The following is a 7264-nucleotide window of genomic DNA, read 5'->3' as shown; positions in this document are numbered from 1 at the left end:
GTGAAACCATGGACGATCACTACCATAGATTCCGATTTCAGTAACGAACTTCAAAATATCCTGGATGAACAGTTTACACCTGAACGCCCAAATGCGGTATGGTGCAGTGATATTACGTATATCTGGACGACGGATGGCTTTGTCTATCTGACAAGCATTATGGATCTATTTTCCCGTAAGATTATTGCCTGGACACTCAGCCAGACTTTAGAGGTATCCTGTGTGATTGATACCATCAATAAAGCGAAAGCCAGACGGAATACAGAGCTGCCGTTAATTATCCACAGTGATAGAGGAAGTCAGTACGTATCCCAGGCTTATCGGGAAGCTACTGCAAAAATGCAGCGCAGTTACTCGAAAAAGGCTTTCCCATGGGATAATGCATGTATCGAATCGTTTCATGCACTTATCAAACGGGAATGGCTGAACCGGTTTAAAATACGTGATTATCAGCAGGCATATCGTCTGATCTTCGAGTATATCGAAGCCTTTTATAATACCAAACGTATTCATAGTCATTGCGATTATATGTCGCCAAATGACTTTGAAAAACTATATGAGCAGACACAGACAAACGGACAGCTCTTAGTAAGTTAAGATGAGGATAAATTTCTCATTTTAACTTGCGCTAAATCTTGACATAGGACCAAATGATGTTTGTCATGGGCAGCGGATGGTTGGCGGATTTTTTCATTTTAGGGCTTGACTTTTAATAGTTAGTCTTCGTCAGATTTTTGTAGCCCTCAGCCACTTTGCCATTAGGATCATGGGCATAAATGCTTTTTCCTTCAGCACTGATTTCTTTAGCCCTGACAGAATGAGGAATTTCTGATGTAAACACCTTGATCTTACTGCCATAGGTTTCGCGCAGGAGAGCGGAGATTTCTTTGGCAAAATTGGTTCGGCTGTCTACCATCGTCAGCAGAATCCCATCAATTTGCAGCTTGGGATTGATTTGTCTGCGAACCTTATTGATAGTTTGCAAAAGCTGCTCTAAACCTTTAGCGGGAAGATACTCTGCCTGGACGGGGATTATAACCCTATTAGCGGCAGCCAGTGCATTGACCGTAAGCATACCCAGGGAGGGCTGGCAATCAATAAGGATATGGGAGTATTGCCCCTTCAGCGTGTCCAGATATTGTCGCAGAATGGTTTCTCGGCTCATAGCGTTTACCAGAGATACCTCCATACCAGATAGCTGGATGTCCGCAGGCATCAGGTCTACGCCCTCAGGGTGGTGCAGGATACCCTCGCCGGGACGAATTGGTTCATCCATCAAAATACGGCCCATAGCGTCTGACAGTGTAAAGGGCAGCTTGTCAGGTTGGGGATTGCCCAAGCTGATGGTCAGGCTTCCCTGTGGGTCTCCGTCAATCAGAAGGACTTTCTTCCCAGACTGAGCCAGACCAATTCCAAGATTGGCACAAGTGGTTGTTTTGCCGACACCACCTTTTTGGTTGGCTATGGCAATAATCTGTGTATTCATAATTTCACCTCATTTCTTTCTAAGTTTAGATATGAAAAAAAGTGCCTGCTCTACCTTTCCTGAGAAAGATAAAACAGGCACTTTTACTGGCTCAATACCTCTTGTAATGAGCCTCTATGTATGGTAGACTATGTCCACGAGACCATAAATATAATTAAGTCCCGACGGGAATTGAACTTTTGGCTAACGCTAAAATTCGCGCCTTTGCAAACAGAGTGCAAACAATAGGGGGCTAAAATCCTTTGTTTTTGCTTGATTTTGCTTGTACGAGGTTTACAGTGAATGTGGAGAAATGCCTTGATATAACTGCATTTTCTTTATCTCCGTTGATAGGGAATATATGCACTGGGTCCATCTCCTAAGCGGTAGGTCGGGTGTTCGAATCACCTCGGGAACGGGTTTTAAAAGCAGGAATTATCAGCCGAAAAGGCGAAATAATCTCCTGCTTTTTATTTTGTCCTTTGCAGATTTAGAGAGGCAAAAAGCCTGCAACATGGTATAATTGCTTTATAGGGAAAGAGATCGTTGGTGTGCTGAATTGATTCGTTGAAATTCGAGAGGCAGGTATAGCTATGAGCAAAACAGAAAAAGAATTGGTAGTTATTGATGAAAAAGCCCAGGCACCAAACAGTGAAGTGGCACACTATAATATTAAGAGCATGATTTATGTTATACGCAATAAGCAGGTTATGCTGGATAGCGATTTAGCCATGTTGTATCAGGTGGAAACAAGAGTTTTTAATCAGGCTGTAAAAAGAAATATAGCACGCTTTCCGGATAGTTTTAGGTTTCAAATTAGTAAAGACGAGTATGAGGCTTTGAGATCACAAATTGTGACCTCAAAAGAGGAGGATGCTAATGGTAACAAAAAAGGTGGCAGAAGATATTTACCTTATGTTTTTACTGAACAGGGAATCGCAATGTTATCGGCTGTTTTAAGAAGCGATGTTGCTATTCAAGTTAGTATCAATATTATGAATGCATTTGTAGAGATGAGGCGTTTTATAGCCAATAACGCTTTGCTTTTTGAACGTATCAGCAACATAGAACTAAAACAGCTGGAATACCAGAAACAGACTGATGAGAAATTAGAGCAGATATTTGAGTACATATCCGGGCATGAGGAAGCTGGCCAGAAAGTGTTTTTTTGATGGTCAGATTTATGATGCATTCAGTTTGATTGTCAGTCTGATACAAAAGGCAGAAAAAGAAATTACACTGATAGATGGATATGTGGATGTGGGAACATTAAATTTACTCTCCAAGAAAAATGAAAACGTGTCTGTTACAATCTACACTCAAAAACGGACAAGACTTACCAAAACAGATGTGGAGAATTTCAATGCACAGTATCCAACTCTGGAAGTGAAATACACAAAGGTGTTCCATGATCGCTTTTTAATTCTTGATAGAGGTACAGCTTATCATGTGGGAGCATCATTAAAGGATGCAGGAAAAAAGTGTTTTGGGATTAACCTTATTCAAGATGCAGGGATCATCAGGGATATATTGCAGAGGTTAGAACTGGAAACGGAGGAATGAGTTTCAAAAGCAGGAATTATTAGCTGAAAATGCGAAACAGTTCCTGCTTTTTATTTTTTGAAAGGGGAATTTTTATGCAAAAACTTCTCTCATTTCACAGAGAATATACATTTGACGGGAAGAAGTATTTTTATGATAAATGCAGGAAAAAGTACATCTTAAAAACACCGGAAAAAATCATACGGCAGACAACAGTCAAATTTTTCAGATGGAAACTGCATACCCCTTTAAGAAACATACAGACTGAAGTTTCCATGAAGCGGTACGGATATCCGGAACGAAGAGACCGGGCAGATATACTGGTTTTACGGCCCGATGGAAATACAATTCTGGCTGTAGTGGAGTGCAAGACAGCGCATATTCCGATCGATGAGAAGGTAATTGCTCAGCTGTTGCGCTATGCCGAAGCTTTAAATTCAGAAATTGCTTTCGCAACGAATGGAAGTGATCTGAGAGTATTTCGGTTTGATCAGAGATCCGGATATAAAGAGACAGAATGTCCTGCCTCATACAAGCGGATGTGCAGATCTAACTGTAATGAAACAACACAGGCAATGACACTTTCTTCACGTCCGGATTTAAAGACGCTTGAGAATATCACATATGTACGCAGACATTATGACAGCTATATAGGAAGACAGACCAGGGAGCATCTGAAGAAAAAACGATACTGGCCGCAGCAGTAGACGATGGGAATAGATGCCATCATGCGCTGCAATTAATATTAGATACAAATATGGAACTATGCCATACCAAAGAAGGAGTGCGCTGCCTTATAAACCACAGCGGGAAAATTAATGTCGGCCGCAAAGGCAGGGCAAAAGTGCAGGAAGTGCTTGAGTATGTAAGAAAGAAAATGCCTTCGTTAGTGGACGAAAAGAACGGGCGGATACATTTGGGAGAATTTCGAACTGACAGGTTACTATATGTTACTTCTGAGGAATTTATTGATTTCTTTGAACACGTGATAAGCTCCGTTCTGATTCTTGAAGCGTTTAGAAAGATGAAAAAACATTAAACAATAAGGAGTTTCAGCTTCTTTCATGTATTTGAAAGAAATTTATGATATCATAGATTCAGCTGAAAATTAGTGCATAGACAGGATGGATACAAATGGTAAAAACAATTATGAAAGATATTTTCTTCCTTGGGCAGAAGTCTGAGCCTGCTTCAAGGGAAGATTTGCAGGTTGGGAGAGATCTGCAGGATACATTGGCGGCTAACCGGGAGGCGTGTGTCGGCATGGCGGCCAATATGATCGGAGTCAGAAAACGGGTGATTATTGTGAATATGGGGATGTTTGACGTTGTCATGTTTAACCCGGTCATGGTCAGAAAGGACACGCCGTACGAGACAGAAGAGGGATGTCTTTCCCTTCCCGGTGTCCGGAAAACCACCCGTTATCAGAACATTGAGGTGGAATATTATGATATGAACTGGACAAAGCAGCGGCAGAAGCTGAGCGGCTGGCAGGCTCAGATCTGCCAGCATGAACTCGATCATCTGGAAGGAATTCTGATCTGATATGAAAGAGGAAAAATGGGACAAGCTGCTGCAGATCCGCACAACCGGGCGAGATGATTCTCATGCAGACCAGTACCGGTATCCATATGAGCCGACGCCGTATCCGGTTCTGGAGCGTCTGGCAAACAGCGGATATATCCGGAAAGGAAATACGCTTTTGGACTATGGATGCGGCAAAGGCCGTGTTGATTTCTTTTTGTCGTGGCAGACCAGGTGCAGGTCCATTGGAATCGAGTATGATGAGCGGATTTATGAAAAAGCAGTGGAAAATCAGAACATGTCATCAGCTTCGGGAAGGGTAACGTTTCAGGCTGTCGATGCGGGAGAATTTCCGGTACCGGAAAGTGTGGACCGGATCTATTTTTTCAACCCGTTTTCTCTGGAAATCCTGCAAAAAGTGATCAGCAGGATTCGGGATTCGTATTACGAGGCGCCAAGAGAAATTTTACTGTTTTTCTATTACCCGTCAGATGAATATATTTCTTTTCTGATGACGGTGAATGAACTGACATTTTATGATGAGATTGACTGTGGAGATTTATATGATGGAAAAGACAGCCGGGAACGGATTGTAATTTTTAAAATGTAAAAAGGAGAAAAGGGATGATATGGAATCCGGCGATTCCTGAAGTCGGGGGAGAACAAATGAGATGAAAGAAAAGAATTATAATCTTGAACTGATCAGGATGATTTCTTTTGTTCTGGTCATTGCGATTCACGTAAGTAATTATTTCTGCAGAGCTTATGGAGAAATTCCGAACAGCGAGTATGCATTTTCTTTGGTGGTCGATACGGCAGCGAGGGTAAGCGTACCTTCCTTTTTTATGATTTCCGGGGCGTTGCTGCTGGGAAGAGAGGAGACACTGAAAAAGCACTGCAGAAGGATCTTACGCTTTTTGTCGGTATTGGCTGTATGGAGCGTGGTTTATTATCTGTGGAATACCTGTTATATGAAAACAGAAGTAAAACTGCAGGAAATTATTTTTGTTCCTGCGGAAGCCCATCTTTGGTACCTGTATGCTATGATATCGATTTATCTGGTGCTTCCGTTTCTGCAGGTTATGTGCAGAAACCTGTCGAAGAATCTTGAAACTGCACTCCTGATTATTTCGACAGGAGCAGTGCTTCTGAATTTTCGTACTACTTTTACAGGTGAGGAACTGTATTATGATCTGCCGTTGATTGGAGATAAAGTCTATACATACTACTTGTTTTTCGGTTATTATATTAGCAAGTACAGGAAAAAAATCCCGATTCGCCAGAAAACAGCAGTGCTGATTTGTATATTCAGTATGGCGGTATCTTTTGGAGCAACCATGGGGGCAACATTTGCAAAAGGGTATCATTATGAAAAAGAACTGACTTATGGTTCACCGTTTGTGATTTTGGCATCCGTTATGTTTTTTATCATTATGATAAGGGTGAATGATGGAAATTTTCAGCCTTCAGACCGCAGAAAGCGTATAATAGACCTTTTTTGCAACTGTTCGTTTGGCATATATCTGATCCATATTTTATTTCTGGATAATTACAAAAAATATATGGAACCAACTGATTTTACGGCATGGATTGCAATACCGGGGCTGACTTTTGTGATTGCGGCAGTGTCCTTTGTGTGTGTCCTGATTATGAGGCAGACAACGATCGGGAAGAAAATTACATAGAGGGAATGAATGTCCGGATGGAGGAAAGTGAATAATAGAATCAAAACGTGCGATAGCGGAAAGGAAAGAATGATATGTGTACCTGTATTACGTATGACAATGGAGATTTTTACTTTGGAAGGAATCTGGATCTGGACTGCTCTTTCGGGGAGAAGGTTGTGATCACACCGAGGAATTTCCCGCTGGATTTCCGTCTGGCAGGGCGTAAGGAACAGCATTATGCCATGATCGGCATGGCATCAGCTGTCAGCCGGTTCCCTTTGTATGCGGAAGCGGTAAATGAAAAGGGGCTGTGTATGGCAGGGCTGAATTTCCCGGGAAACGCATACTATCAGAAACCGGAAGATCAGGGAATGGAACTTGCCTCTTTTGAGATCATTGCCTGGATTTTGGGAAACTATTCCACGGTGGCGGAAGTGAAAAATGATCTTGAGAAAATGAAAATTGTGGACCTTGCGTTTTCTGAGAAGATGCCTCCGGCGCCGCTTCACTGGATGCTGGCGGACCGGGAACAGTGTCTTGTTCTGGAGGCTGTTCAGGAAGGACTGAAAATTTACGAAAATCCATTTGGTGTGCTGACGAATAATCCGCCGTTTGAATATCACAGGCTGAATATGAACAATTATATGAATCTCAGCGCAAAAAGCCCGGAGAACCGCTTTTGTGACAAGCTGAGCTTAAAGCCTTACGCACAGGGAATGGGAGCGGCAGGACTGCCGGGAGATGCTTCTTCCGCGTCACGGTTTGTAAGGGCTGCTTTCCTGAAATGGAATTCTGTATCGCCGCAGGACGAGAAATCGAATGTTTCCCAGTTCTTTCATATTCTGGACGGGGTATCGATGGTGCGCGGGTCTGTGATTACAGAGGCCGGAACATATGATATCACCACTTATTCCTGCTGTATTAATACACGGACAGGTGCATATTATTACAAAACATACGATGACAGCCGGATCCGGAAAGTAGAGATGCAGGAAACGGATCTGGAAGGGGCTGAACTGATAACGGTATTTTAGGAAGGGAAAAAGGCAGAGCGTAAGATTGCTCT

At 42.4% G+C, this 7264-nt stretch carries 9 protein-coding genes; 8 read left to right on the top strand and 1 reads right to left on the bottom strand.

Features of this window, described 5'->3' with window-relative positions; genetic code table 11:
* Window positions 1-597: IS3 family transposase (locus FGQ85_RS13325; RefSeq protein WP_138373703.1), on the top strand; the 597-nt coding region annotated here is incomplete at its 5' end.
* Between the two features lie 112 nt (window positions 598-709).
* Here the strand turns inward: FGQ85_RS13325 and FGQ85_RS13320 are convergent.
* Window positions 710-1486 carry a ParA family protein gene (locus tag FGQ85_RS13320; protein ID WP_138373702.1) on the bottom strand — a complete coding sequence of 259 codons (777 nt, stop codon included), beginning with the start codon at window positions 1484-1486 and terminating at the stop codon, window positions 710-712.
* A 572-nt stretch (window positions 1487-2058) separates the two neighbouring features.
* Between FGQ85_RS13320 and FGQ85_RS19200 the strand changes: the two genes are divergently transcribed.
* The 7 genes from FGQ85_RS19200 to bsh all read left to right on the top strand — a co-directional run bounded on the left by FGQ85_RS19200 (window position 2059) and on the right by bsh (window position 7232).
* Window positions 2059-2637 (top strand): ORF6N domain-containing protein, encoded by a 579-nt coding sequence (locus tag FGQ85_RS19200; RefSeq protein ID WP_347563103.1) that lies wholly within the window; start codon window positions 2059-2061, stop codon window positions 2635-2637.
* Window positions 2638-2725: 88 nt separating this feature from the next.
* Window positions 2726-3028 (top strand): fic family toxin-antitoxin system, encoded by a 303-nt coding sequence (locus tag FGQ85_RS19195; RefSeq protein WP_347563102.1) that lies wholly within the window; start codon window positions 2726-2728, stop codon window positions 3026-3028.
* 74 nt (window positions 3029-3102) lie between these two features.
* The gene (locus FGQ85_RS13310; protein ID WP_171027967.1) at window positions 3103-3714 is read left to right on the top strand and encodes a type I restriction enzyme HsdR N-terminal domain-containing protein; all 612 of its coding nucleotides are present in this window, start codon (window positions 3103-3105) and stop codon (window positions 3712-3714) included.
* A 427-nt stretch (window positions 3715-4141) separates the two neighbouring features.
* Window positions 4142-4552 carry a peptide deformylase gene (locus tag FGQ85_RS13305; protein WP_087166526.1) on the top strand — a complete coding sequence of 137 codons (411 nt, stop codon included), beginning with the start codon at window positions 4142-4144 and terminating at the stop codon, window positions 4550-4552.
* A gap of 1 nt (window position 4553) precedes the next feature.
* The gene (locus FGQ85_RS13300; protein ID WP_118636202.1) at window positions 4554-5141 is read left to right on the top strand and encodes a class I SAM-dependent methyltransferase; all 588 of its coding nucleotides are present in this window, start codon (window positions 4554-4556) and stop codon (window positions 5139-5141) included.
* Window positions 5142-5202: 61 nt separating this feature from the next.
* Complete coding sequence (locus FGQ85_RS13295; protein WP_138373700.1) at window positions 5203-6216, top strand: acyltransferase family protein; 1014 nt, start codon at window positions 5203-5205, stop codon at window positions 6214-6216.
* A 74-nt stretch (window positions 6217-6290) separates the two neighbouring features.
* Window positions 6291-7232: a choloylglycine hydrolase gene (gene bsh / locus FGQ85_RS13290; RefSeq protein ID WP_138373699.1), complete on the top strand. Its 942-nt coding sequence runs from the start codon at window positions 6291-6293 to the stop codon at window positions 7230-7232.
* Window positions 7233-7264: the final 32 nt, after the last annotated feature.

The organism is Pseudoflavonifractor sp. BSD2780061688st1 E11 (genome assembly GCF_005844125.1).
In the GTDB taxonomy this organism is placed as follows: Bacteria; Bacillota; Clostridia; order Lachnospirales; family Lachnospiraceae; genus Sellimonas; species Sellimonas catena.
Note: the sequence above shows the minus strand (reverse complement) of the source record. Positions and strands in the feature narration are given on the sequence as shown.

Coding starts and splice junctions, on each gene's coding strand:
- FGQ85_RS13295 (WP_138373700.1), top strand. CDS start 5,203: ATGAAAGAAAAGAATTATAATCTTGAACTGATCAGGATGATTTCTTTT.
- FGQ85_RS13305 (WP_087166526.1), top strand. CDS start 4,142: ATGGTAAAAACAATTATGAAAGATATTTTCTTCCTTGGGCAGAAGTCT.
- FGQ85_RS13310 (WP_171027967.1), top strand. CDS start 3,103: ATGCAAAAACTTCTCTCATTTCACAGAGAATATACATTTGACGGGAAG.
- FGQ85_RS13300 (WP_118636202.1), top strand. CDS start 4,554: ATGAAAGAGGAAAAATGGGACAAGCTGCTGCAGATCCGCACAACCGGG.
- FGQ85_RS13320 (WP_138373702.1), bottom strand. CDS start 1,486: ATGAATACACAGATTATTGCCATAGCCAACCAAAAAGGTGGTGTCGGC.
- FGQ85_RS19200 (WP_347563103.1), top strand. CDS start 2,059: ATGAGCAAAACAGAAAAAGAATTGGTAGTTATTGATGAAAAAGCCCAG.
- bsh (WP_138373699.1), top strand. CDS start 6,291: ATGTGTACCTGTATTACGTATGACAATGGAGATTTTTACTTTGGAAGG.